Source organism: Pseudovibrio sp. SCP20 (assembly GCF_057774105.1).
Window position 1 is genome coordinate 181,524 of record NZ_JBYMDH010000006.1, and the last position, 24,522, is coordinate 206,045.

Genomic DNA, 24,522 nt, shown 5'->3' on the forward strand with positions numbered 1-24,522 from the left:
CCTACCGTCCCTCACCGAAATACATCCGTTATTCTGCCCAAACGGATTTTTCCCATTTATTAGGATTTGGTTAGCCATAATACCCCAAATTAATACTAGTTAAATTGCCTCATCAAAGGCGTGCATTCGGGTAAGCTAAATGGATCTAGCCACGATCATCGGCGTTATTGCTGCTTGCGTAACCGTGCTGATAGCTATTTTTCTGGGCGGAAGCTTCAGCCAGTTCGTTGACCTTCCTTCCATTCTGATTGTTGTCGGCGGTGGACTTGCAGCCACGCTTGTCAGGTTTCCCTTAAATGGATTGCTCAGTGCCTTTGGTATGGGCGCAAAACTCGCCTTCACCCATAAGAAGATCGAGCCACGTGAGCTGGTTGAAAACATCGCTCATCTCGCAGAAACCGCTCGAAAGGAAGGCCCACTCGGTCTCGAAAACGTTGAGATTGAAGAGCCAACCCTCGCGAAAGGCATGCAGTATGTAGCTGATGGCTACGACTACAACCTCATTCGCGACTCCATGGAAAAAGAACGCGACCTCTACCTGACCCGCCTGAACGAAGGCGCGCGCGTATATCGTGCGCTCGGTGATTCCGCCCCGGCCTTCGGCATGATCGGAACGCTCGTCGGTCTGGTGCAGATGCTTGCGACCATGGATGATCCATCGACCATCGGCCCGTCCATGGCGATTGCACTTCTGACGACACTCTACGGTTCTCTCATCGCAAACGTGGTGTGTATTCCGGTTGCTGACAAACTTGATTCCAAGTTCGAGCAGGAAGAACTCAACCAGACACTCGTGATCGATGGCGTGCTTCAGATCCGTGAGAGCAAGAGCCCATCCCTCATCCGCGAAATGCTGCTGGCTTACATCCCTGAAAAAGGTCGCAGCGACATGATCGAAGCAGCAGCATAAGCACTTCGGTAAGGGGGAAACACCATGGCAGGCAGAAAAAAACAAGCACCCGCAGGCGCTCCGGGATGGATGGTGACCTTTGCGGACTTGATGTCCCTGCTCGTGTGTTTCTTCGTTCTGATCATCTCGTTCTCAGTGCAGGACAAGCAGAAGCTTCAGGTTGTTGCTGGTTCCATCAAAGACGCATTCGGTATCAAACAGGTGACGAAACGCGCTGGTGTTCTGGAAATTGAAGGCGTGCCGCTGCGCGACTTTATGAAGGACATCACCTACGAAAAACAGATCACTGACGCCGACTTTGCTACAGAAAGCCACCCTGAAAAACGCAAGCAAGGCCCGGAAGCGAACACCCACACCACCAAGAAAGCGGATATCGAAAAGCCACGTCAGTTTGCAACGGCAGCGGTTTCCCTGCGCCAGGCGTTTCAGGAAATGCCAGAGATCACCGAGATCTCAAACAATATCATCCTTGAAGAAACTGACGAAGGTCTCAACATCCTGATTGTCGATCAGGAAGGTCGCTCCATGTATCCGGAGGGGTCCAAGTATCCCTATGAGATCACCCGCCGCCTGCTGGCCAAGATGGCACCCGTTCTGGCCAAACTGCCAAACCGCGTCCGCATCACCGGTCACACCACCACGGGTCAGCTGATCACCTCGCCGAGTGAAACCGGTTGGGAGCTTTCTGCAGATCGTGCCAACACCGCACGCCAGATTCTTTCCGAATACGGCCTGCCGTCCAACAATATTCATTCTGTAGTGGGAAAAGCTGATACGGAGCCTCTCTTCCCGAATGACCCGTATCTTGCAGCGAACCGCCGCATCTCTATTTTGCTGATGGCAGAAGAACCGCCGCTGCCACCAGACTTCAATCCCTATCAGTAAGGATCAGGCTGCATCACTTTCAGGTGCTGCTTCCACGATCAGCGTTGTGCCTTCCTGGCCAACAACCTTCACATGCGCACCTGCTGGTAGATCCGGACCGTTCACACGCCAGACAGAATCGCCAATTTCAAGCGTACCCTTGCCGTGGGCCAGTGCCTTCTTCAACACGAACACACGCCCCTGATACCGGCTACCCCTCTTGTTGAGATAGGGGTCTCCCTCACCATCGTTATTTCTCGAGGTCAGACGTCGTCCAACGAGAAGGAAACCGAGGGAAAGCACACCCCACAACACCAGCTGCCAGCGCCAATCGATATCAAAGTACGCGACAACAGCTCCAACAACGAGAGCCGCTGCCCCAAACCAGATCAAGAAAGAGCCCGGCACAGCCAACTCCAGCCCTACAAGAACCAGCCCGGACGCAAACCAGACCCAAGGTTCAATACTGTTTTGGAACAGCTCAATAAGCATGGTGATTAGCCCTCTGAACTACCTGTATTTGGGATACGGCTGGAGCTGCGCTGCTGCGACTCTTTCAGCGCTTCCTTGCCAATCTCAGCAATGCCAGCAAGGCTGCCGATCATGCCAGTCGCTTCCATCGGCAGAATGAGTGTTTTCTGGTTTGGAGATTTTGCAAGCTCACCAAATGCTTCAACATACTTGTTGGCAACAAAGTAGTTGATCGCGCCCATATCACCCTCAGCAATCGCCTTGGATACAACTTCGGTCGCCTTCGCTTCAGCTGCAGCCATACGCTCACGTGCTTCCGCATCTCTGAACGCAGCTTCCTTACGGCCTTCCGCTTCCAGGATCAGGGACTGCTTAACACCTTCTGCCTTCGCAATTTCAGACTGACGGTCACCCTCAGCTTCCAGAATAGCCGCACGCTTTTCACGTTCCGCTTTCATCTGGCGTGCCATAGCATCAACCAGATCATCCGGTGGATTGATATCTTTGATTTCAATACGAGTGATTTTCACGCCCCAAGGCTCACAGGCCGCATCAACCACACGAAGCAAACGAGAGTTGATCTCATCACGGTTGGAAAGCAGCTCATCGAGAACCATAGAACCCATAACACTACGGATGTTGGTCATGGTCAGGTTCAGGATAGCGTTCTGAAGACCCTGCACTTCATAGGAGGCCTGAGACGCGTTCAGCACTTGATAGAAGGCCACACCGTTGCCGGTAACAGTAGCGTTGTCCTTGGTGATAACTTCCTGCGCCGGAACTTCAAGCACCTGCTCCATCATGTTCACCCGATGACCGACCTGATCAATAAACGGGATGATGATATTCAGCCCCGGATGCAATGTTTTCCGGTACTTACCAAAGCGCTCAACCGTATAGTTGTAACCCTGAGGAACCATTTTCGCGCCAGCAAATACCACAAAAATGATCACAGCGACCAGTATGAGGACGGTAATCGAACTACCTGTCAAAATATCCATATCTATTAGTCCTTTGGAGTAATTTGCCTAAACTATCCTAGCTTTGTCCCATTAAGACCAGAGAAAACTGCTCAAATAAATGCCAAAGAGCACCGCTTCCCAAAAGAAACGAGTGCTCTTCTTCACATAGTAAACTAAAACTTAAATTTCTAGATCCAGCCCTGAAGCTCGCGGCGCACCACGTTCTCCAGCACAGCCATACCTTCAGGCGCATCGTTGAGGCACGGGATATGCGTAAACTGCTCCCCGCCATGCTCCTCAAAGATCTCCGCAGCTTCACCGGCGATCTCTTCCAGCGTTTCAAGACAGTCCGCCACAAAGCCCGGATTCAAAACGGCAATCCGCTTTACGCCTTCTTTTGCAAGCTTCTCGACAGTCTTGTCGGTATAAGGCTGCAGCCACTCTTCTGGACCGAAACGGGACTGGAAGGTGATCTGTAGCTTCTTGTCATCCCAGCCCAGCTTCTCACGCATCAGGCGAGTCGTTTTCTGACAATGGCAGTGATAAGGATCGCCCTTGTCGAAATAGCTCTGCGGAATACCGTGGAAGGACGCCAGGACCACTTCCGGCTCTTCATCCAGCTCACTCAGCTTGTTCTTGATCGAAGTCGCCAGTGAGTCGATGTAGGTCTCATCATCATGATAAGGCGGCACAATGCGAATGGTCGGCTGCCAGCGCATCTTCAACAAAGCGCGGAACACTTCATCATTCACGGTCGCTGTCGTAGAGGCCGAGTACTGCGGATACAGCGGGAAGACGAGAATACGATCGCACCCTTGCGCCTTCAGCTCATCAAGACGGCTCGCGATGGATGGATTGCCATAACGCATTGCCCAGTCGACAACCACGTTCTCACCCAGATCAGCAAGAATCTCAGTCAGCTTGTCTGACTGGCTTCGTGTGATGGTACGCAGCGGGCTCTCATCAAGCTCGTTGTTCCAGATCTCTTTGTAAGCTGCACCGGATTTCTGCGGGCGCTTGCTCAACACGATACCATGGAGAATTGGCAGCCACAGGAAGCGTGACCATTCGATAACCCGTCGATCTGAGAGAAACTCCGCCAGATAGCGGCGCATGGACCAATAATCGGTCCCGTCAGGTGTCCCGAGATTTACGAGAAGAACACCCACTTTCCCGAATGAGACCGGAGGGTGATTTCCCGGCGTTGTGGCGTTGCCGCTTGTGCTCTGGTTCATGAGACCCCTATGCGCATCAGATCCAATCCCTTTGCTAAATAGAGTTTCCCGTTGCCCGCGCCAAGGTCAAACCCAACGATTTTCTGAATAATACGGTGAAACTACCCAGAATAGAAAAATGCCAGCCTACATGTGCAGGCTGGCACCTCAAAAATCGATTAGGTTCAACGGCGTTTATGCGGTCACTTCACGCTCATCAGAGATCACCTTGCCATCGTTCGGCAGTGTGTCTGGCGCCACCAGTTCCACATCACCATTCAGGCCAGTGTGCTCTTTCAGGGACTTCTTCAGCGCAGCGATAAAGTCATCGCTTGCCGCTTCTGTTTCTACCTTCAGGATCATGTGATCCTGCTCTCCCTGACGAACTACGGAAAGACGGGCACGACCAATATCATCGCCAGCCTGTTTGCGCAGACGTTCGATCTGGGCAGGGTCAACAAACATGCCCTTCACCTTGGTGCGCTGGTCAGCACGGCCCATCCAGCCCTTCAGGCGCATGTTGGTACGGCCACAAGGCGAAATACCCGGCATCACAGCGGAAAGATCACCTGTAGCGAAGCGAATGAGCGGATAGGTTGGTGAGAATGTGGTCACCACCAGCTCGCCAACCTCACCCGGAGCAACAGGCTCACCAGTGCCCGGACGAACGATCTCGATGATGAAATCTTCGTTGGCGATCATGCCTTCCATGGCTTCACTCTCATAAGCCACGATACCCAGATCAGCCGTTGCATAGGCTTGCAACACCTTCACACCGCGATTTGCGTATTCCTCACGCAGGCTCGGATAAAGCGCACCACCGGAAACAAGACCGCGGGTGATGGAGCTGACATCTGCCCCCATCTCAGCAGCGCGATCCAGAATAACCTTCAGATAATCCGGCGTACCGGCATAAGCCGTCGGACGTAGGCTGGAGATCGCAGAAACCTGCATGTCCGTGTTGCCAATACCTGCTGGGAAGACCACACAGCCATAAGCGCGCGCGCCTTGATCCAGGATGAAACCACCCGGTGTCATGTGATAGGACAGCGCGTTGTGCACGATGTCACCCGGACGAATACCTGTCGCATGGAATGCACGCGCAGACTTCCAAGGATCAGCTTCAGGCCCCTGCGGCTCCCAGATTGGGCCCGGAGACATGAAGATGCGTTTGTAGGTAGAGAAGTCACCCGCAGCAAAGCCGCCCAGCGGTGGCTCTTCTGCCTGCGCAGCCAAGAGATCTGACTTACGCAGCACAGGCAACTTGGCCAGAGCCTCCCGGCTTGTGATCTCAGCAGGATCAATATCGGCCAGATGCTTTGCCCAACCAGAAGCTTCAGCCTTCGCCATAACGATCTGGCCTGGCAGGCGCGCCATCAGATCAGCTTCACGCTCCTCTGGCGAACGGATTTCCAACTCATCAAAATGTTCGTTTCCCATAGAAGCCCTCCCATGGCCTCAAACTTCTCTTGGGCAGGAGGCAAAGCCTCCTACAAGTCATACAAACAGCAGCCTCAGTTGAACCCGACAGGATCAACCCGGCCCTGACAATCAGATTGCACTGGCTTCGCCGCCAGCAGTAACTCACTCATCGGGGTATCCGGCTCAATCTGGCCCTTCAGATTGATAAAGAGCTCAGTAATCAAACCACCCTTACAACGCACCTCAACTCGGTTCCCCGCACCAGCGCCAAAAGACTCATCAAACGCCGCACGAACCTGCGCAGTCGTCAGAACTTCACCAATATTGGAAGCAAACAGATCACGGACAGCTGAGCCGTTCAATTGCTCCATAAGATCAAGAGATTCCGCGTAATACTCTTCAGCGCTGTCACTGTAACAAGTGCCGTGCTTCACCCACTCATAACGATCCAGATGGGATTGAGCGCCTGGCATCACCTTGTCCAGCTCTTGCCGTGTCGCGTCTTCCAACTCAACAGGAGGCAGCTGCCCGCGTGTAGAGCGCTCTTCAGCAAGACGTTTTTCTGCACGCGTCACACCGCACCAGAAGTTCCCACGCGGCTGAGGCCATAAACCATGCAACGCAAAGTGGCTCGCATCAAACCGCCCTTCCACCTGAGAAGAACACTCGGAGATCTCTTGGTGAGTTTGGCAAAACGCCGGTTGCCAGCTTGCTGCCAGCAAAAACTCCGCATCAGCCGATGGCCCCTTCACCGCAGGGCGAACTACCTTTGATCCAGCCGACCCACCGGAACCATTGCCAGCCGTCTGCCCGCTGCCCTCAGCCTCAACCAGATGAAGACCGCAGGAAACATCCACCCAGCGCTCTGCCGGGTTCACACCGTTCATTCGGATAAAGTAATGCGAAGCCTGCGCTTTATTCTTTCCCAGCAGCTCATAGGCCCGCATCCGTTCCACATGAACACCGCCCGGATTGGTCTGCTTTCGGAAAGACTTGAACGCCGGACAGGCTTCTTCAGCAAGGAAATAACCGTCCAGTTTGACTTGAGAGGAAGCCGGCACAACTGAGGCCACGCCCAAAAGCGCAGCCCCGACAATAACCTTAGAAAGAAAATGCATGTGGTCCTCCAAAATACCTTTTGCAGCAATAAGCAGCATGCAGATTATTCAAAACCAGATACATTGACTTCCTGTGACAGTTCACCCCCATCTTTTTGGGGTTATCCTCTCAATTGGCGCAGATTATGCCAACCAGCGCTTACGACGCTTATAGTGCTTGCCATCACGGAACGACTTACGTCCCTCGCCGCCAACACCAAGATAGAACTCTTTCACGTCTTCGTTTTCACGCAGAGACTCAGCGTCACCATCCAGCACGATACGGCCTGCTTCCATGATGTACCCGTAGGTCGCATACTTCAGCGCAACGTTGGTGTTCTGCTCAGCCAGCAGGAACGAAACGCCTTCGTTCTTGTTCAGCTTCTTCACGATCTCGAAGATCTCTTCCTGCAGCTGCGGCGCAAGACCCATGCTTGGCTCATCCAGCAGGATCATGTCAGGGCGGCTCATCAAGGCACGGCCCACCGCACACATCTGTTGCTCACCACCTGAGGTGTAACCCGCCTGAGAACCACGACGCTCACGCAGACGCGGGAAATAGTCATACACCATTTCCAGATCGCGCTTGATCTCAGCATTGCCATCTGTACGGGTGTAAGCACCGGTCATCAGGTTATCTTCAATGGAAAGGTGACCAAAACAGCGACGGCCTTCCATCACCTGAATACATCCGCGGCGCACCAGTTCGTTCGGAGAAAGCGCCTGAACCTGCTTTCCTTGAAATTCAATGTTGCCCTTTGTCACTTCTCCACGCTCTGCTTGCAGCAGGTTGGAAATAGCTTTCAGGGTTGTTGTCTTACCGGCACCGTTCGCACCCAGCAGAGCAACAATACCACCTCTAGGCACGGTCAAAGACACCCCTTTGAGAACCAGCACCACGTGGTCGTAGATGACTTCGATGTTGTTAATAGACAAAATGTCTTCGGCAACCTGCAGGTTAGCGGCTGGTGCCTTGGAATTTGATGTCTGTTCTGCAATTGCGTTCATGAGATCAGCCTTAGCCTGCGAACATTCCGATTATTTGACTTGGGTAGAGTTGGCCGGGCACCAATGCGCCCGACCAAAACAAACAATGCTTAGTTACAAGCGAGGTCGCCACGACCTGGCCATGGAGCGTTGTTCTTCGCGTAGTCAGCAGCTTTTTCCAGCTCAAGCGGCTTGATCAGCTCACGGTTTGGAGTCAGCAGGTCACTTGCCTGTACGAACTCTTCGCCGTTCCACTCAAGCATCCATGCACCAGAATGACCAGTGTGGTTGTCACAAGCCATCTTCAGTGGTGGTGTCATGCCCTTCATACCCAGCTCTTCAAGACGAGCTTCGGTGATGTCCAGGTTCTCAAGACCCCAACGCAGCTGTTCAGCATTGATGTTCTTCTCACCAAAGTGGTCCTGAGCAGTTTTTGCTGCTTCCGCCAGGATCATGGAGATAATGATACCGCGCTGATAGAAGATGGTGTCCATGTCAGCTTCAGATTTGATCTCTGAGTTGCCTTTGGAAACAACGTGCGTACGGATGTCATCAAGCACTGGGAAGTTGCCCGGAGCGTTGAAGCTGACAGACTTGTAGCCCTTCGCTTTTGCGCCAACGTTCTGCAGATCAGCATCAGAGCCGGACCACCAGATACCGATGAAGTTTTCCATTGGGTAACGGGTCTTAACCGCTTCGGTGATCGCACCGGCGTTCATAGCACCCCAACCCCACATAACGACGTTGTCTGGACGCTCACGACGGATCTGAAGCCACTGAGCAGACTGGTTCTGCATTTCTTTCAGACCAACAGGAATCGGAACCAGTTTGAAGTCATGCATTTCTGCAAGCTTTTCCAGAAGCGGAATTGGCTCTTTTCCGAATGGGTGATCAAGGTGAAGAAGAACAATCTTCTTACCCTTCAGCGAAGACATGTCACCACCAGCAATGTAGTCGAGGATCATGTATGCGCCGTCCCAGTAGGACACAGGTGGGTTAAACGCCCAAGCGAATGTATTACCGTCTGACATTGGCGAGAAGCCGTAACCAGGTGCCAGAATTGGAATACGGTCAACGTTGGTGCGTGGCATAACCTGCAGAGTGATACCGGTGGACCATGGCTGAGTTACGAGAGCATCTCCCTTTGTCTTCTCGTAGCACTCAACGCCTTTGTTGGTGTTGTAGCCGGTTTCACACTCAATGTAGTCGATTGGCACACCGCCGATACCGCCATCACGCTCGTTCAGCATGAGCATGTAGTCACGCTGACCGTTCATGATCGGAGTACCAGTGCCCGCAAATGGGCCTGTACGATATGTCAGGTTAGGAAAGTTAAGACCATCCGCTGCCATCGCAGCTGTGCTCATAGCGACTGCAAGAGCACCTGCTGCAACAGCCTTACCGAAATTCGTAAAGTGTTTCATATTTTCCTCCGCGTTTGCGGCTAATGCCGCGGGCCACTTCCTCTATTCCCCAGCTGCTAAAACGCAGTTCTTTATTAGTGAGGGAATGGCCAAATGATGAGCTTTTCACGAATAAGCGCCCAGAACCGCGCAAGACCGTGAGGCTCGACAATCAAGAACATGATAATGAGAGAACCAACCACCATGACGTTGACGTGTTCCATAGTGGCAGACCCGATGCTAATTCCGAGAATTTCAGGCAACAGGTTCAGCACAACTGGCAGCGCCACAATCAGGATCGCACCCAGGAAGTTACCCATCACACTGCCAAGACCACCGATGATCGCGATAAAGACGATCTGGAAACTCATTGGAATATCAAAGAGGTTAGGCTCAGCTGCGCCTTTCCAGAAGAACACCATCAGCGCGCCGGCAATACCAACGATGTAGGAGCTCACAGCAAAGGCAGAAAGCTTCGCACGCATCAGGTTGATGCCCACCAGCTCCGCAGCGATATCCATGTCACGAACAGCCTTCCAGGTACGACCGTAACGGCCACGTGTCAGGTTGATCATGGCAAAGGTCACCACAGAAACGATGCCAAGAACGAAGTAGTACTGAACCATCGGCGACGCATTAGGACCGGTCACAACAAGACCGAAGATGTCCATGGTGCGCACTTCAATCGCACCAGATGCGTTGTAGTTGTAAAGCCATGCCCACTTCTCAAAGAGCCACACCAGGAAGAACTGCGAAGCAAGCGTCGCAATCGCAAGGTAGAAGCCTTTAATACGCAGCGATGGCAAACCAAACGCCACACCAACCGCTGCCGAGAAGAAGCCGGAAAGGAACAGAGCAATCACAATGTTCATTTCAGGGAAGATCGTGGTGATCTTGTAGCAGGCATAGGCGCCAACACCCATGAAGCCTGCAGTACCCAGCGACAGCTGCCCTGCATACCCCGTCAGAATATTCAGCCCGAGCGAAGCAAGGGAGTAAATCAGCACCGGCACCAGCAGAGCCTTGTAGGTGAACTCAGATGCGAACATCGGAAAGATCACATACATGGTGGCAAGGATCACAACCAGCAGGACCATATCCTGTTTGATTGGGAAGAGCGCCTGATCGCTTTCGTAACTTGTTTTGAACTGACCAGAAGTTCTGTAAAACACGCCAGGCCTCCCTTACACGCGCTCGATGATTTTCTCACCGAACAGCCCTTGCGGACGGAACAGCAGAACAATCAAAGCAAAGATGAAGGCGAACCAGGTTTCAGTGTTGCCACCGAACAGAGGCTGGCCCCAGTAGATTTCAAAGACTTTTTCAAGAAGACCGATAGCGATACCGCCAATGATCGCACCGGAGACGGACTCCAGACCACCAAGCATCAGCACCGGCAGCGCTTTGTAGGCAATCACTTCAAGCGCGAAGGACACACCTGCACGAGCACCCCAGACAATACCTGTCGCAAGAGCAATCACACCGGCAATGAACCACACCAGAACCCAGATCGTGCTCAGGGAAATACCCACGGACAGAGCTGCTGTGTGATCATCACCCAGCGCACGGATCGCACGACCCATCGCAGACTTGTTCAGGAAGACCAGCAGGCTGATCACCAGAATGATCGCCATGACAACCGCGAACACGTCTTTCTCTTCCATAAGCAGGAAGCCGCCGAACGGTTCAAACTCAATAGCACCAGTTGGAATGCCGAGAGCTTCGGTGATCATCACCTTGTTCTCACCACCAAACACGAACTCACCAAAGCCGATGAGGAACATGGTGATACCGATCGTCGCCATGAACAGGATGATGTCTGGCTGACCAACAAGTGGACGCAGCACCATACGCTCAACGCCCATCGCCAGCGCATACATGATGCCCAGAGTGAGCGGCATCGCGATTGCAGCAGCAACAAACTCATTGCCAACGTAAGGCACGAGGAAGGAATGCAGGCCGACAAGTGACAGCGCCGCAAACACCACCATGATGCCCTGCGCAAAGTTGAAGATACGCGAGGACTTAAAGATAAGAACAAAGCCAAGCGCGATCAGAGAGTAAAGGACACCTGAAACAAGGCCTTCCCACAGCACCTGCAGAAAGAAGTCCGGGACTTCGACCATCTGAACAAACGGGTCGATTAAAACAGTGTAAAGCGTTTCCACGAGAGCCCCCTAGTGTGACACGCCAAGATAGGCATCAATAACTTCCTGGTTGCTCTGCACTTCATCCGGCACGCCATCAGCGATCTTGCGGCCATAGTCCAGAACAACGACACGGTCGGAAAGGTCCATCACAACACCCATGTCATGCTCAATCAGAGCAATCGTGGTGCCGAGCTGATCATTCACATCCAGAATGAAGCGGCTCATGTCCTCTTTCTCTTCCAGGTTCATCCCTGCCATCGGCTCATCGAGCAGCAGCAGTTCAGGCTCCATCGCCAACGCTCGGGCAAGCTCAACGCGCTTTTGCAAGCCGTATGGAAGCGTCCCCACAGGTGTGCGACGGATATGCTGGATTTCGAGAAAGTCGATGATTTCCTCGACCTTCTTACGGTGCTCAATTTCTTCCCGCTGCGCAGGGCCCCAGTAGAGCATCTGCCAGAACATGTTCTGCTTCATCCGCGTTGCACGTCCGGCCATGATGTTATCCAGCGTGGACATGCCCTTAAACAAAGCAACGTTCTGGAAGGTTCGAGCGATGCCCTGACTAACCGCAAGGTGCGGCTTCATGGACTTACGCTTTTCGCCATTAAAGGTGATCACACCTTCCTGTGGCTGATAGAAACCATTGATCACGTTGAGCATGGACGTCTTGCCCGCGCCGTTAGGACCAATGATTGCGCGAATTTCCCCCTTCTTGATGTTGAAGGAGATATTCGTGATTGCTTTAACACCGCCAAAGGAGAGAGAAACGTTCTCAAGATCCAGCAGAACCTCGCGCTCCTCGGCCTTTCTTTTGACCTCTTCGAGCGTTGGATCCATTACAGTCATTCTGCCGCCTCCCCAATCGCGGACATTGCCTTACTATTATAAGTTTCCATGTCACGGATCTCGACGGTGGCTTCGATCGTACCCTGACGACCGTCTTCGAAGGTCACTTCGGTCACCACATGTTTGGAAGTCTCACCGGCATAGAACGCTTCAATCAGCGGCGCATAACGGTCAGCAACGAAGTTACGACGGACCTTCTGGGTACGTGTCAGTTCGCCATCATCCGGATCCAGCTCCTTATGCAGAACCAGGAAGCGCTTGATCTGAGCACCAGCCATCATCGGCTCTTCGGCAAGATCCTTGTTCACCTGATCCACATGGCTCTGAATGGTCTTGTAAACCTCAGGATGCGCTGCCAGTTCCTGATAGGACGCGTAAGCAATGTTGTTACGCTCTGCCCAGTTACCAACCGCGACAAGATCGATGTTCACGAAGGCACAAACGTAGTCCCGCTCATTGCCAAAGGTCACAGCCTCTTTGATGTTCGGGAAGAACTTCAGCTTGTTCTCGATGTACTTCGGCGCGAACATGGAGCCGTCGTTCAGCTTGCCCACGTCCTTTGCACGGTCGATGATCTTCAGGTGGCCATTCTCAAGGAACATACCTGCATCACCAGTGTGCACCCAGCCGTCTTCGGTCTTGGTGTCTTTGGTCGCGTCATCGTTCTTGTAATAGCCAAGGAACGCGCCTGGTGAACGGTACATGACCTCACCACTATCAGCGATCCGCACCTCAACATCCTGCATAGGCACACCAACGGTATCAGCATAAATCTGGCCGTCAGGCTGCGAGGTGATGAACACGGAAGATTCCGTCTGACCATAGAGCTGCTTCAGGTTCAGACCGATGGAGCGGTAGAACTTGAAGATCTCAGGACCAATCGCTTCACCAGCGGTATAAGCAACACGAACGCGGGAGAAACCCATCTCGTTCTTCAGTGGACCGTAAACGCAGAACTCGCCAACAGCATACTTCATGCGCTCGAACAGAGAGACACTCTCACCATTCAGAATGCGCTCACCGACCTTGTTTGCGTAGTCGAGGAAGTAGTCGAACAGCTTCTTCTTCATGGTGCCCGCATCTTCCATGCGAACCATGATGTGCGTCAGCATCCCCTCAAACACGCGCGGTGGTGCGAACATATAAGTCGGAGCAATTTCCTTACGGTCGATGGAAACTGTTTCAGGACCCTCAGGACAGTTCACGCAGTAACCAGCCGTAATACACTGGGCATACGAGAACACGTGGTCACCAACCCATGCCATAGGCAGGTAAGCAACGGTGTCTGCATTCTCATCCAGATTATCGAACTTGTTCGCGTTCTGAACGGAAACCATCAGGTTATTGAAGGTCAGCATCACACCTTTAGGACGACCCGTCGTACCAGAGGTGTAAAGGATCACGGCAACGTCTTCACGCTTGCCACCTTTGACCGCTTCAAACCACTCATCAGCCAGCTTCTCGTCATTGTCGAGCAGAGCTTGACCAGCATCCTGAACTGTCTTGTAACGGTGCAGGCGAGTGTGATCGTAATCGCGAAGACCCTTTGGATCTTCGTAAATGATATGCTCGAGCAGCGGCAGCTTCTCGGACATGTCGATCAGCTTATCAACCTGCTCCTGATCTTCAGCAACTGCAAAACGCACTTCAGCGTGGCCGAGAACATAAGCAATCTCTTCAGCCACGGAGTCGGCATAAACTGGGATCGGAATACCACCCAACGCCTGCACTGCTGCAAAAACCCAATAAAGATGCGGACGGTTTGCACCAATCACCGCAACTTTGTCGCCCTCTTTACATCCAAGGCTTTTCAACCCCAGTGAGAGCTTGCGAACTTCCTCAAGGACTTCAAGCCAGGTCCAGCTCTGCCAGATCCCGAGGTCCTTCTCGCGATACGCGGGGCGATCCCCCCAATCCCGCGCATTCCGAATAAGCAACTGCGGAAATGTATCCATACCCGCTGACGGAGGCACCTGCATCTTTGAATCACCTCTCGCCAAAGGCCACACACTTGTGCCTTTGGTCTGCCTGTTTACTCTGAGGAAATACGAAAGACTAATAGCCCCGCCTCGCAAGTCCTCCACCTGCGAGTTCCTCCCTGAGCTAAGTCTTAGCAAGATACGAAAACTTTTTTAATTGGTTTTATTCGTTGCGCATTGCAACCTGCGGCACTTGTGCAATGCAAAACTGTGATATTTCAACGAGTTACATTAGAAAATATCTATACTAAGGTATACATGCAATATATTGGTCACGCATAAGCGAAATACGCTAGGTAAATCAATAGCCAATACTTTCGATTAAGTTTCAATTCCTTTTTGTAGAACATTGGGCTAAGTCAAAAAAGAATCACTACTTTTGGTTATCCGCACTGCAACAAAAAAGGGGCGCGAATACTCGCGCCCCTTACATATACTAATCTATTACTACTATCAGCCGTAGATAACTTTAGGCAGCCAGGTTGCAAGTTCTGGCAGGTACCACAGGATCACCAGCATCAGGATCTGGATGAGCACAAACGGGATGATACCGAAGTAGATATCCGTGGTCTTCACGGACGGTGGAGCCACACCACGCAGATAGAACAGCGCAAAGCCGAACGGAGGCGTCAGGAACGATGTCTGCAGGTTCACAGCCATCATCACACCAAGCCATGCAGGGTGCATCGGTTCACCGTTAGGCATCTCAAGCTGCAGCAGAATTGGTGCAACGAGTGGAACCACAACGAACACGATTTCCAGGAAGTCCAGGAAGAAGCCGAGGACGAACATCACCAGCATAACAGCGATGATAGCGCCCAGTGCACCACCCGGCAGACCAGTCAGCGCTTCCTTCACCAGCTCTTCACCACCCAGATCACGGAAGATCAGAGAGAAGAAAGTCGCACCGATCAGGATCACGAACACCATACAGGTAATCTGTGTGGTGGACTGCATCACCGGAACCAGAACCTTCTTGGCCATCACGCGGTACAGCGAAACCAAAAGGCCGTAAGCAAGAATCGCACAGGCAGCACTCGCAACCCAGATACCAACCATATCGCCAGTTGGAATCTCGTTACGCGCAACACGCAGATCCATGAAGCTTGTCAGACCCAGCATCACGATCAGAGAAAGAACCGCCAGATAAACCGGCCAAGGCTTCTCTTCGTTCATGCGGTAACCGGCCAGCAACAACGCACCCACAGCACCCACAGCAGCTGCTTCAGTTGGAGTTGCAATACCAGCCAGAATTGAGCCAAGCACCGCAATAATAAGCGCAATTGGCGGAACAAGCGCATGAAGAACCTGACTGAGAGTTGGTCCGTCAGTTCCATCATCCCGCATTGGTGGTGACTTATGCGGCTGTGTAAACGCAACAAACAGCTGGTAGCAGAGATACAGACCAACCAACACCATGCCAGGAATAAGCGCACCCGCAAACAAGTCACCAACAGAGAATGGTTCCGGAGCAAAGTTGCCCATCTCACGCTGTGCGATCTGATAGCCGTTGGACAGCTGATCAGCCAGGAACACAAGCACGATAGATGGTGGAATGATCTGTCCCAGAGTACCGGAAGCCGCAATCGAACCACACGCGATGCGCGGGCTGTAGCCATTACGCAGCATTGTTGGCAGGGAAAGCAGACCCATGGTCACAACAGTCGCGCCCACGATACCGGTAGAAGCTGCAAGCAGCGCACCCACGATTGTCACGGAGATGCCCAGACCACCCGGCATACGGCCGAACAGACGACCCATAGTCTCCAGCAGCTCTTCAGCCACCTTGGAGCGTTCCAGCATCACACCCATGAAGATGAAGAGTGGAACCGCAATCAGGGTCTCGTTGGACATGGTGCCGAAAATACGGCTTGGAATCGCACCAAGTGTCACGCTACCGCCAAAGAACGACGCGATCAGAGCGAAGATAAGCGCAACACCAGCAAGCGTAAATGCAACAGGGAAGCCCGCAAGCAAACAAATACAGGCAACCGCAAACATCAAAATATCAAGAGTATGAAGAAATCCATCCATCTCCGTTTACTCCTGAATCTGACGGAATGAGTCGAGTGCCTTCTTGTCACCGCCAAGGGCAAGAACACTGCGAATAATAATGGCAACACCCTGTAGGGAGACGAGAACGGCAAAGGCGATGATCGCACTCTTCAGAAGATAACGCCCCTGAATACCGGAGGCTTCCTGAGAGCCTTCCCAGATTGCCCATGAGCTGGCCACATACCCCCATGACCAGTAGACAATCACTGCACACATCGGCAGCAGAAAGAAGACCGAACCGATCAGATCAATCACTGCTTTGATGCGTGGGCGAGCATCTCGATAGAAGATATCAACGCGCACGTGCCCATCAACGCTAAGCGTATAAGCAGCAGCCAACATGAATAGGAAACCGTGCATGTAGGTGATGGATTCTTGCATCCAGATGGAGCCGATACCAAAAACGTATCTCATCACCACCACTGTAAACTGGACAAGCACAATGCCCAGAGACAGCCAGGCGCAGGTCTTGCCGATGCCGCCATTGACTGAGGTAATCAGGTTCATTAGGGCGCGCATGCCCGCCTCTTCGTCTTGGTCTAAACCAAGCCTCTAGGATTATTATTGGGCCCCAAAGGCCAGGATAGAATTTTTGAAAGAAAAGCTCCCCGCAAGGATTGCGGAGAGCTCGTGCAGCATTAAGAAAAATTAGCCCAGGATACGATCGCGAGCAGTCAGGTAGTTACGCTCAGCAAGGCTGGACCATGCAGAGGTTTCTTTACGAGACTTAACATAGCTTTCGTAGATGCGCTTGGAGATGTCATCTGTCTCAGCCACTTCCGCAACAACTTCTTCAGCTTTACGGCCGATTGCATCGAACACGTCGTCAGAGAAGTCACGAACCTGAACGTTGTGCTTGGTCAGAAGAGTTTCCAGAGCAGCGCCGTTGTTGTGGTTGTACTCAGCGAACATGTAGTTGTTCTCTGCCATACATGCAGAACGGATCAACTCCTGCTGACCAGGTGTGAAGCTTTCCCAAACACCTTTGTTCATGCCGAAGGACAGACCAGCACCTGGCTCATGGAAGCCTTTGGTGTAGTAGTACTTAGCAACTTTGTAGAAGCCGAATGCCATGTCGTTCCATGCACCAACCCACTCGGTCGCGTCGATCGCGCCAGACTGCAGTGCTGGGAAGATTTCGGAGCCAGGCAGTGCAACAGCAGATGCACCAAGACGGCGAAGAACTTCACCACCCAGACCAGGCATACGCATTTTCAGGCCTTTGAGGTCTTCAAGAGAGTTGATCTCTTTGTTGAACCAGCCACCTGCCTGAAGACCGGTGTTACCTGCCAGGAAGGACTTAACGTTGAACTGACCAGCCAGCTCATCCCAGAGCTCCTGACCGCCACCGAAGTGCATCCATGCTTCCAGCTCAGCAGCAGTCATACCCATTGGAACTGCGGTGAAGAAACCGAATGCTTTGTGCTTGCCGAGCCAGTAGTAGTCAGCAGCGTGGTACATGTCAGCTGTACCGTTGGAAACAGCATCGAAGCTCTCAAATGCAGGAACGAGTTCACCAGCAGCGAACAGCTTAACAGTCAGCTGACCTTCACTTGCAGCAGTGATGCGGTCAGCGATGCGCTGTGCGCCGGTACCAAGACCCGGGAAGTTCTTTGGCCAGGTGGTGACCATTTTCAGTTCGCGCTTGCCAGATGCGAGCGCAGGAGCTGCAAGAGTAGCTGCGCCAGCGGTTGCGCCTGCCAAACCAGCATTTTTCAGAAAACTACGGCGGTCCATAAAAACTCCTCCCAAGAGCTTCTTAAATCAAATCTCTTTATGCCTCCGCAGAAACGAAACTCGTCCTCTGAGATCTCTGCGACAACATGACCAACTTCTTATAACCCTAAAACTACGTGAAAATACAAGGAAATCTGCATCGTATTGGACAAATTAATTATTCTTGGATCAACTGAGCGTACCTCATCAATACGTTTTCAACCGAAACCAACCGCAACGTAACTATCGAAACATTTTTAGGAAATCCCGCCCCAAAGGACTAATAATCGACCTCGTATTTCAAAATTCATAGCCTTTTATTTCAATGTTAATAAGTCAGTGGACTTGACCTAATTCTCAACAGTGAATTTCCTGCAGTTTTTCTGGGCAACTTCGCAGGCCAGCCAGCAGATGCTTTAAAATACAATAATTTAGATGAAACTAATCTTCAGAATGCGCAAATTCTACACTGAACCACCCAAACTCATCACCACACGTCAAAACCACGGAATCAGGCTCTGCCCAGCCTCTTTTTGTGGAACAAAGACAGCTAAGAAACACCAGCGGATCGGAGAGTGAGATTTGGGTAGACCGCGAAGGTGTAAAAATTCACACCTTCGCGCATTAACGATAGCGCGAATTTCTTCGAAATCTTCGCTACGAAATTGCCTCGAAGCAATTTTCAAGGGCATTTCGAGAGCGATTCTTCCAAAAATCGCCTTATTCTAGAACAGACCTGCCGTTGCGCCACCATTGAGACCAGCAATCAGCATCAGCGTTCCCATCAGCAGAATGGTCAGCGCACCAACCACTTCAAAGCCGCGCAGGATGACCGTACCAGCCTGACTATCAGCCCCCCAGATGCGCAGAGCAACATCACGGGAAAGCACAGCAAGGCTCGCCAGAATGGAAACGGTAATTCCCGTTCCAAGAGCCATCACAAGCGTAGAAGCCACCCCAGCCCAGATCATGCCCTGCGAGAAGGCAAAGGCCAGCACGATCAGCGCTCCGGTACATGGACGTAGCCCAACAGCCAGAATAATGGACCAGATACTGGTCAGCGTCATTGTTGAGTTTTGGACCAGTTTCGGATCCGGCGCATGCGCATGCCCGCAACTGGAGCAAATCTCTCCATGACCTTCGTGCGCATGGTCGTGATGATGATCGTGGTCATGGTGGTGATGGCTGTGGTCGTGATTGTGCGAGTGCCCGCAACTGGAAGCCGGCTTCTTACCAAACCAAGGCTTCAGAACGCGCTGCCAGACAAGGTAGAGACCAAGCAGGAAGACCAGCACATAAGACCCCAGCTCAAACCAACGCGCTGTTGAGTTGATCGCCGTACTCGTCAGATGCAACAGCACCCCTGCCCCGCCAACCAAAGCAATCGCCGTCACGGCCTGCGCAAAGGCAGAAGCGAAGGACAGAGCAATCCCCTTCTTTAAGGTCTGCTCATCCGCAATCACATAAGAGGAGATAACCGCCTTACCATGACCCGGCCCAGCTGCATGGAACACACCATACGCAAAGCTGATCAGCATCAGCAGCCAGCCAGCAGATGGATTGCTGCGGAAGTTTCTAAGCGCACTTGTCAGCTTCAGATAGAACTCGTTCTGCAGTCGTGTGATCGTCGCCATGCCCTGCTGGAAGATGTTCATGTCAGGACCACGCACCTCTGCAGCCGCCTCATCAGCGCTTAGACGCTCAGAAGCCGTCGACAGAGCCATCGGCTCACCGCCCTGCGCCAACGCAGCAACAGCGTCCGCAGCCGTCTCTGGTGCGCTTTCAGCCGGTTCAGGCGTGATCTCGGAGATAAACTTGGTGTTGCCGCCGTCAGAGGCAGCAGCCACAGCTGCGCCATCACAGGATACAATTACCTGATTGACCAGCGCCTGTGTGTAGCTCTGCAGCTCCTCAGGCACGTTTCTCTGATCAGCACCAATCGTCGCCAACTGTGCAGCAATCTGCCCATCTAGTTCCGGCGGATGCACCAGCTCAACAGAACATTTGCCCGGAGCATTGCTCAGCGTCACAGCCAGACCAGACTTCGGCCATTTGAAATCGATGTAGTAGGTTGGGTCATACACATCGAGCGTAATCGGCTTATCCGCTTTGACCTTCTTTTTCAAAGGAAGCGTAAAGCTCAGCTCGACCAGTGAAACAGGGCTGGTATCCGGCTGACTACGCCCACTGGCAATATCTTCAGCAATCGCTGCTTTGTCTTCATCACTGATCAGCCAGTAGTCATCAAAAGCCACCTTGATCATCTTCATGGAAGGCTCAAACGGCTCGGTAAAATCTATCTCCGTTTGACTGTCATCGCCAAAGGTGAAGTAGCCGTATTCGCCCAGACCCTGAATATTGATCTTGGCCAGTTCCGCCAACTCGTCTTTTTCGAAAAATCCATTCTGGTTCGCATCCAGCCCCTGCACCGCATAAGCCGTGTACAGATCATCGAACAGCCACTTGTGCCGAATGTGAGTCAAATACCCATCATCATCGAAAACCAGTTCGGCACGCGCTTGCACAAACATGTGCGGATGAGCGGCAACCTGTTGAGAAGGCAACAGAAATACCAACAGCATGCAAAATGCGGTCAAAAACCGTAGAAGCTTATCAGACATGGCGCCTTAACAATATATGAGAACCCGACACGACAAGTGTAATAAAATAACGGCAAATTCAAGACCCAATTATTGAAGATCCTGAGATACGATTTTCCCGCAATTTAGAACCATTCGGATAATTCTTCCGAATTTGATGCTCATCACCTACGAAATAAACCGGATATTGCTTTAAGAATAAACCAATATCCCCGCAACGCTTCTTGTTCAATTTCGTTTGGGAGGGCTGAATGAACGTGCCATTGCATAATAAAATAACGATCGATACCTACATGACCCCATTGGATCATCCAGAGTTCGCTGGCCACGAGCAAATCGTATTTGCAACAGACAACGAAACAGGGCTGAAAGCAATCATCGCGGTTCACAACACCAATCGCGGTCCTGGTCTGGGCGGTTGCCGCATGTGGAACTATGCAAGCGCAAATGAAGCACTGACTGATGTTCTCCGCCTTTCCAAAGGCATGACCTACAAAAACGCGTTGGCTGACCTTGCTTTGGGAGGAGGAAAGTCAGTCATCATCGCAAACCCACGCACTGACAAGACCCCTGAGCTTCTCAGAGCGTTCGGCAGACACATCAACCGCCTTTCCGGCAGCTACATCACCGCAGAAGACGTGGGCATCAGCTCTGACGATATGGAAATCATCGGCAGCCAGACCCAGTTCGCACGCGGCACAGAAGCAACCGGCTTCGGTGACCCATCTCCGTACACCGCGCTCGGCACCTTCGTCGGCATCCAAGCCGCTGCCAAACACAAGTTCGGTTCTGAAGATCTCACCGGCCTCACCGTATCCCTGAAGGGCCTCGGTCATGTGGGCTATGACGTTGCCCGCCAGCTCCACGAAGCAGGCGCACGCCTTATTGTCTCCGACATCTACGACCCGGCTGTTCAGCGCGCAATTGAAGAACTCGGAGCTTCCAGCGTATCTCCGGATGACGCACACCTCGTAGAAGCGGACATCTTCGCTCCATGTGCTCTGGGTGGTGGCTTGAACGCTGACACCATTCCTCAGCTGAAAGCAGCTGTCGTCGCAGGCGCCGCAAACAACCAGCTGGAAACTCCAGAAGACGGTGCAGCTCTCATGAAGCGTGGCATCCTCTACGCACCGGACTACGCCATCAACGCAGGCGGCGTGATCTCCGTTGCATTGGGAGAGCCTGGCGCATCAGACACAATCGTCCGCCAGAAGACACTCGCTATCGGCAACACGCTCACTCAGATCTTCGAGAGAGCAGACGCAGAGAAACGCCCAACCAACATCATCGCAGATGAGTTGGCAGAAGAGCGCTTCCAGCACCACCACAATCCGGCTTAACTAAGAGAGCGAACTCAGCCCTCTTTAGGAACAGGCCCATCAAGCATCTTGGGGCAGTCACCGTGCTGCTCCAGTTGCTTATGCCAGTTGACCATGTAGTCAACAAACGCACGCACTTTCGCCGAAAGGTGGCGGCGATGCGGGTAAACAGCATACATCGCAGGTCCTGGCACTTCGCAGTCTTCTAATGCCGGTATCAACTGACCTGACATCAACTCTTCCAGCACATAAAAGATCGGCAACCGAACAACACCCAGACCGGCCAGAGCAGCAGCAACGGCTGTCTTCGCACTGTTCACATGCATGGGGCCTTTGACAGGAACGGAGAACCGCTCCCCGTTCTCAAGGAACATCCAGTTGGTCTTGTGCTTGTAGTTGGTATCGATGATGCACGGCATGTTGGCCAGATCACCCGGCTTCTCCGGCATCCCGTGCGCTTCCCAGTAAGCGGGAGAAGCACAAACCACCACACGCACATCACGGATCTTGCGGGCAATCAGGCTGGAATCTTCAAGCTCAGCCACGCGGATGGCTACGTCATACCCTTCCTCAACAATGTCGACGAAGCGATCTTCCATCTCAATATCCAGCTCAACCCGCGGATGTTCCTGCAGGAAGGAAGCTAGCACCCTGCCCAGCGTTGCTTCAGAAAAAGACCGTGGCGCACTCAACCGCAACCTGCCGCGCACCTCCCGGTGATCCTGCTGCACAGCGTCTTTCAGATCATCAAAGCGCTGCAACAACTCACCCGCTTCACGGAAGTAAGCTTCTCCAACCTGTGTCAAAGAAATCTGGCGTGTAGTTCTGTTGAGCAGACGAACGCCCAGCTCATCTTCCAGCTCGCTCACATATTTGGAGATCAGGGCTTTAGAGCGCCCCATGTCTCGCGCCGCTGCTGAAAAGCCACCGCTTTCGACCACCTGCAAAAAACATCTAATTCGTGTGATGGAATCCATCGGTCAAACCTCTTGAGTGGCAGTCGTCACTGTGCATTGGTCTGCGGTTTTAACTGGCGTTTCCGCCGGCGTCTCACGCGTCCACCAAGCCCAGCCAGACGCAACATAAACAAACCTGCCGCGAAGCCAAGCCCGGCCAATACGCCGCCTTCAACGGTCACTGGTACGGCTGGCTCAAAATCTTCCCAGGTTGCTTTGGAAAGTTTGGTGTCCGGTTCCTTCATGAAGATCCAGACACGCTCAAATGCAGCGGCGGTCGCCATCGCCAGTTGCTGGTCTTTCAACGCCTCAAGCCGATCCAGAGACCGCTCGATGCTTGTGCCGCGCAACTGTACAAACTCATCCGCGCTCTGCGCCATATGAGCCAGAGCCTCTGAAATGCTCCGATTGGTGGCAGCTGCATCCGCAACAAAGTCGGCTTTCACTTCCTCCAGCGCATCAATGGCACCGCCCATGCGCTGTCGGTATTGCTGAGCAAACTCAGGAAGCTGAGAGGTCACAGTGCCGCTTACAAGCGCAACGCCAAGCGTCAGTACTCTTGCAAACATCATCGCAAACCTCCCACACCCAAATTAATCCAGCAGAGTGATCACTCCAGCAGCACCTTCTTCTGTACCAAACGCCAGACGATCGCCCTTCTTATCCCACGCAAGCGCAGAAACAGGACCAGCACCCGGACGGCGCAGCAGAACCTCGGCATTATCAGAGAACCGCACAGCCATCACCATGCCATCCTGATAGCCAATCGCCAGCATCTCTTCCTGCGGATGGCAGCAAACAGTTGTCACCATGCTGTCGCCACGCACACCCAGCTCCAGAGGCGCCTGCCCCATTGGGCCAGACTTACCCATGAATGGCCACAGGATCGCAGCCTGCGCACCGGATGTCGCCAGATACTTGCCCTTTGCAGACCAGCTCACAGACTTCACCTTGGCCGGATAACCAGTCATCCGCATGTCCTGACTGTCAGCCAGACGCCATCCGTGCAGAGCGTTCTCCTGCATGGTGGTCACAAGGTACTTGCCATCTGGAGAGTAAGTCACATGACCATGTGCACCTTTCCAGCTCAGCTCCTGCGGATCACCAGCCGCATTCACCCAAAACAGCGTTACCCCGTCATAACGGGACGCAGCAAGGCGCATACCCTTTGGCGCAAAAGCCAAACCTGCAAACGCACGTGGCAGCTGAAACTCTTTGATCTCACCTGTTTTCAGGCGAACCCATGCCGTACGGCCAGAGGCAAACGCCACACTGTCCTGCGGACCAGCAGCGATAATGTCGATCCACTTGCGAGGCTGTTCTGCAAGCTCTTCAACACTGCCATCAGCACTGACCTTGCAGATCTTCCCATCACCACCACCGGTGATCAGAGACTTGCCATCCAGTGAAGGCGTTGCACAGAGCAAACCGTTTTTGTGAACCGGAGTTTGCGTCTCCGGCCCACCAGCAAAAAAAACAGAACCTTCACCACTGGCAAAGGCCGCTACGTCTCCGAGGAAGGTTGCCGAAACAACAAAACCGTCGGTATCAAGAGGAGCAGTTACAGGCAC

The 24,522-nt window shown here is 52.8% G+C and carries 21 protein-coding genes; 3 read left to right on the forward strand and 18 right to left on the reverse strand.

The genetic code is table 11. The annotated features are described in order from the left end of the window. The first annotated feature begins 139 nt into the window (after positions 1-139). Together AC3CB2_RS21245 and AC3CB2_RS21250 are read left to right on the forward strand one after the other, a co-directional pair. On the forward strand, positions 140-910 hold the full coding sequence (locus AC3CB2_RS21245) for a motility protein A (RefSeq protein ID WP_008551696.1): 771 nt from the start codon (positions 140-142) through the stop codon (positions 908-910). A 24-nt stretch (positions 911-934) separates the two neighbouring features. After that, a complete protein-coding gene (locus AC3CB2_RS21250; protein ID WP_008551683.1) occupies positions 935-1,795 on the forward strand; it encodes an OmpA/MotB family protein in 861 nt (286 codons plus the stop codon). 3 nt (positions 1,796-1,798) lie between these two features. Here AC3CB2_RS21250 and AC3CB2_RS21255 read toward each other — a convergent pair whose 3' ends face one another. The 15 genes from AC3CB2_RS21255 to AC3CB2_RS21325 all read right to left on the reverse strand — a co-directional run bounded on the left by AC3CB2_RS21255 (position 1,799) and on the right by AC3CB2_RS21325 (position 20,697). After that, positions 1,799-2,266, reverse strand: coding sequence for an NfeD family protein (locus AC3CB2_RS21255; RefSeq protein ID WP_352936237.1), 468 nt, complete (start codon positions 2,264-2,266; stop codon positions 1,799-1,801). Between the two features lie 5 nt (positions 2,267-2,271). After that, positions 2,272-3,246 carry an SPFH domain-containing protein gene (locus AC3CB2_RS21260; protein ID WP_083417390.1) on the reverse strand — a complete coding sequence of 325 codons (975 nt, stop codon included), beginning with the start codon at positions 3,244-3,246 and terminating at the stop codon, positions 2,272-2,274. Between the two features lie 149 nt (positions 3,247-3,395). Beyond that, complete coding sequence (gene hemH / locus AC3CB2_RS21265) at positions 3,396-4,442, reverse strand: ferrochelatase (RefSeq protein WP_352936239.1); 1,047 nt, start codon at positions 4,440-4,442, stop codon at positions 3,396-3,398. 174 nt (positions 4,443-4,616) lie between these two features. Next, positions 4,617-5,861, reverse strand: coding sequence for a phenylacetate--CoA ligase family protein (locus tag AC3CB2_RS21270; protein WP_352936241.1), 1,245 nt, complete (start codon positions 5,859-5,861; stop codon positions 4,617-4,619). Positions 5,862-5,935: 74 nt separating this feature from the next. Further along, positions 5,936-6,961 (reverse strand): ribonuclease T2 family protein, encoded by a 1,026-nt coding sequence (locus AC3CB2_RS21275; RefSeq protein WP_352936243.1) that lies wholly within the window; start codon positions 6,959-6,961, stop codon positions 5,936-5,938. Between the two features lie 123 nt (positions 6,962-7,084). Further along, on the reverse strand, positions 7,085-7,948 hold the full coding sequence (locus tag AC3CB2_RS21280; RefSeq protein WP_008551673.1) for an ABC transporter ATP-binding protein: 864 nt from the start codon (positions 7,946-7,948) through the stop codon (positions 7,085-7,087). 89 nt (positions 7,949-8,037) lie between these two features. After that, the gene (locus AC3CB2_RS21285) at positions 8,038-9,351 is read right to left on the reverse strand and encodes an ABC transporter substrate-binding protein (protein ID WP_014287033.1); all 1,314 of its coding nucleotides are present in this window, start codon (positions 9,349-9,351) and stop codon (positions 8,038-8,040) included. Positions 9,352-9,425: 74 nt separating this feature from the next. Beyond that, positions 9,426-10,502, reverse strand: coding sequence for a branched-chain amino acid ABC transporter permease (locus AC3CB2_RS21290; RefSeq protein ID WP_008551299.1), 1,077 nt, complete (start codon positions 10,500-10,502; stop codon positions 9,426-9,428). Between the two features lie 12 nt (positions 10,503-10,514). Further along, positions 10,515-11,498, reverse strand: coding sequence for a branched-chain amino acid ABC transporter permease (locus AC3CB2_RS21295; protein ID WP_008551597.1), 984 nt, complete (start codon positions 11,496-11,498; stop codon positions 10,515-10,517). 9 nt (positions 11,499-11,507) lie between these two features. Further along, positions 11,508-12,317: an ABC transporter ATP-binding protein gene (locus AC3CB2_RS21300; protein ID WP_037037744.1), complete on the reverse strand. Its 810-nt coding sequence runs from the start codon at positions 12,315-12,317 to the stop codon at positions 11,508-11,510. A gap of 5 nt (positions 12,318-12,322) precedes the next feature. Next, a complete protein-coding gene (locus tag AC3CB2_RS21305) occupies positions 12,323-14,305 on the reverse strand; it encodes an AMP-dependent synthetase/ligase (RefSeq protein WP_054783525.1) in 1,983 nt (660 codons plus the stop codon). A 453-nt stretch (positions 14,306-14,758) separates the two neighbouring features. Continuing rightward, on the reverse strand, positions 14,759-16,339 hold the full coding sequence (locus AC3CB2_RS21310; RefSeq protein ID WP_008551314.1) for a TRAP transporter large permease: 1,581 nt from the start codon (positions 16,337-16,339) through the stop codon (positions 14,759-14,761). Between the two features lie 6 nt (positions 16,340-16,345). Then, positions 16,346-16,879 (reverse strand): TRAP transporter small permease subunit, encoded by a 534-nt coding sequence (locus tag AC3CB2_RS21315; protein ID WP_008551693.1) that lies wholly within the window; start codon positions 16,877-16,879, stop codon positions 16,346-16,348. 129 nt (positions 16,880-17,008) lie between these two features. Further along, positions 17,009-18,097: a TRAP transporter substrate-binding protein gene (locus AC3CB2_RS21320; RefSeq protein ID WP_008551339.1), complete on the reverse strand. Its 1,089-nt coding sequence runs from the start codon at positions 18,095-18,097 to the stop codon at positions 17,009-17,011. A gap of 704 nt (positions 18,098-18,801) precedes the next feature. Further along, the gene (locus AC3CB2_RS21325; protein ID WP_352936247.1) at positions 18,802-20,697 is read right to left on the reverse strand and encodes a HoxN/HupN/NixA family nickel/cobalt transporter; all 1,896 of its coding nucleotides are present in this window, start codon (positions 20,695-20,697) and stop codon (positions 18,802-18,804) included. Positions 20,698-20,927: 230 nt separating this feature from the next. On the opposite strand from AC3CB2_RS21325, the gene AC3CB2_RS21330 reads away from it, so the two are divergent. After that, on the forward strand, positions 20,928-22,016 hold the full coding sequence (locus AC3CB2_RS21330; RefSeq protein WP_352936249.1) for a Glu/Leu/Phe/Val family dehydrogenase: 1,089 nt from the start codon (positions 20,928-20,930) through the stop codon (positions 22,014-22,016). Between the two features lie 14 nt (positions 22,017-22,030). Here the strand turns inward: AC3CB2_RS21330 and AC3CB2_RS21335 are convergent, their stop codons facing one another. Genes AC3CB2_RS21335 through AC3CB2_RS21345 form a run of 3 tightly spaced genes read right to left on the reverse strand, consistent with a single transcriptional unit; the run spans position 22,031 to position 24,522 of the window. After that, the gene (locus tag AC3CB2_RS21335; protein WP_008551573.1) at positions 22,031-22,972 is read right to left on the reverse strand and encodes a LysR family transcriptional regulator; all 942 of its coding nucleotides are present in this window, start codon (positions 22,970-22,972) and stop codon (positions 22,031-22,033) included. Between the two features lie 26 nt (positions 22,973-22,998). Further along, a complete protein-coding gene (locus AC3CB2_RS21340) occupies positions 22,999-23,523 on the reverse strand; it encodes a DUF2937 family protein (protein WP_352936251.1) in 525 nt (174 codons plus the stop codon). 21 nt (positions 23,524-23,544) lie between these two features. Beyond that, positions 23,545-24,522, reverse strand: coding sequence for a WD40 repeat domain-containing protein (locus AC3CB2_RS21345; protein WP_014287044.1), 978 nt, complete (start codon positions 24,520-24,522; stop codon positions 23,545-23,547).

Bases quoted from the DNA above. Each gene is read 5' to 3' on its own strand.
- AC3CB2_RS21245 (WP_008551696.1), top strand. From the start codon at position 140: ATGGATCTAGCCACGATCATCGGCGTTATTGCTGCTTGCGTAACCGTG.
- AC3CB2_RS21250 (WP_008551683.1), top strand. From the start codon at position 935: ATGGCAGGCAGAAAAAAACAAGCACCCGCAGGCGCTCCGGGATGGATG.
- AC3CB2_RS21255 (WP_352936237.1), bottom strand. From the start codon at position 2,266: ATGCTTATTGAGCTGTTCCAAAACAGTATTGAACCTTGGGTCTGGTTT.
- AC3CB2_RS21260 (WP_083417390.1), bottom strand. From the start codon at position 3,246: ATGGATATTTTGACAGGTAGTTCGATTACCGTCCTCATACTGGTCGCT.
- hemH (WP_352936239.1), bottom strand. From the start codon at position 4,442: ATGAACCAGAGCACAAGCGGCAACGCCACAACGCCGGGAAATCACCCT.
- AC3CB2_RS21270 (WP_352936241.1), bottom strand. From the start codon at position 5,861: ATGGGAAACGAACATTTTGATGAGTTGGAAATCCGTTCGCCAGAGGAG.
- AC3CB2_RS21275 (WP_352936243.1), bottom strand. From the start codon at position 6,961: ATGCATTTTCTTTCTAAGGTTATTGTCGGGGCTGCGCTTTTGGGCGTG.
- AC3CB2_RS21280 (WP_008551673.1), bottom strand. From the start codon at position 7,948: ATGAACGCAATTGCAGAACAGACATCAAATTCCAAGGCACCAGCCGCT.
- AC3CB2_RS21285 (WP_014287033.1), bottom strand. From the start codon at position 9,351: ATGAAACACTTTACGAATTTCGGTAAGGCTGTTGCAGCAGGTGCTCTT.
- AC3CB2_RS21300 (WP_037037744.1), bottom strand. From the start codon at position 12,317: ATGGATCCAACGCTCGAAGAGGTCAAAAGAAAGGCCGAGGAGCGCGAG.
- AC3CB2_RS21305 (WP_054783525.1), bottom strand. From the start codon at position 14,305: ATGCAGGTGCCTCCGTCAGCGGGTATGGATACATTTCCGCAGTTGCTT.
- AC3CB2_RS21310 (WP_008551314.1), bottom strand. From the start codon at position 16,339: ATGGATGGATTTCTTCATACTCTTGATATTTTGATGTTTGCGGTTGCC.
- AC3CB2_RS21315 (WP_008551693.1), bottom strand. From the start codon at position 16,879: ATGCGCGCCCTAATGAACCTGATTACCTCAGTCAATGGCGGCATCGGC.
- AC3CB2_RS21320 (WP_008551339.1), bottom strand. From the start codon at position 18,097: ATGGACCGCCGTAGTTTTCTGAAAAATGCTGGTTTGGCAGGCGCAACC.
- AC3CB2_RS21325 (WP_352936247.1), bottom strand. From the start codon at position 20,697: ATGTCTGATAAGCTTCTACGGTTTTTGACCGCATTTTGCATGCTGTTG.
- AC3CB2_RS21330 (WP_352936249.1), top strand. From the start codon at position 20,928: ATGAACGTGCCATTGCATAATAAAATAACGATCGATACCTACATGACC.
- AC3CB2_RS21335 (WP_008551573.1), bottom strand. From the start codon at position 22,972: ATGGATTCCATCACACGAATTAGATGTTTTTTGCAGGTGGTCGAAAGC.
- AC3CB2_RS21340 (WP_352936251.1), bottom strand. From the start codon at position 23,523: ATGATGTTTGCAAGAGTACTGACGCTTGGCGTTGCGCTTGTAAGCGGC.